This is a genomic window from Agromyces binzhouensis, assembly GCF_004135055.1.
Lineage (GTDB): Bacteria > Actinomycetota > Actinomycetes > Actinomycetales > Microbacteriaceae > Agromyces > Agromyces binzhouensis.
In genome coordinates this window covers 1-653 of record NZ_SDPL01000778.1, presented here as the reverse complement: position 1 = coordinate 653, position 653 = coordinate 1, and the positions used below count along the sequence as shown (strand labels likewise).

Annotated in this window: 1 protein-coding gene; it reads left to right on the top strand. The window is 76.1% G+C overall.

Features of this window, described 5'->3' with window-relative positions; translation table 11 throughout:
- Positions 1–653 (top strand): aminotransferase class V-fold PLP-dependent enzyme (locus tag ESO86_RS18180; protein ID WP_129236069.1); only part of this gene is annotated, 653 nt, incomplete at both ends.

Genomic DNA, 653 nt, shown 5'->3' with positions numbered 1-653 from the left:
CGGCCGCCGAGTACACCGGCGTCGTCGAACGCGCCCGCGGCCACGCCGCCACCCTGCTCGGCACCACCGCCGACCGCGTCGCCGTCGGCTCGCAGGTCTCGGTGTTCACGGGGCTCGTCGCGGCATCCGCCCCGGCCGGCGCCGAGGTCGTCTGCGTCGACGGCGACTTCAGCTCGGTCATCGCTCCGTTCCTCGCCCGCGGCGACCTGCGCGTCCGCCACGTGCCGCTCGACCACCTCGCCGACGAGGTTCGGCCCACCACCTGGCTGGTCGCGTTCTCGCTCGTGCAGTCCGCGACGGGCGAGGTGGCCGACGCGGCATCCGTCATCGCCGCGGCCCGGACGGCGGGCGCGCTCAGCCTCGTCGACACGACGCAGGCGACCGGATGGCTCCCCACCACCGACCTCGGAGCCGACATCGTCGTCTGCCACGCGTACAAGTGGCTCTCCGCGCCGCGCGGCGCGGCGTTCATGTCGGTCGGCGACCGGGCGCTCGACGAGATCACGCCCCTCACGGCCGGCTGGTACTCGGGCGAGGACCCGTGGGCGTCGTGCTACGGGCCCGAGCTGCACCTGGCCGCCGGGGCGCGGCGGTTCGACGTCTCCCCCGCGTGGCACGCGTGGGCCGGTGCCGAGGCGGCCCTCGAGCTCGCG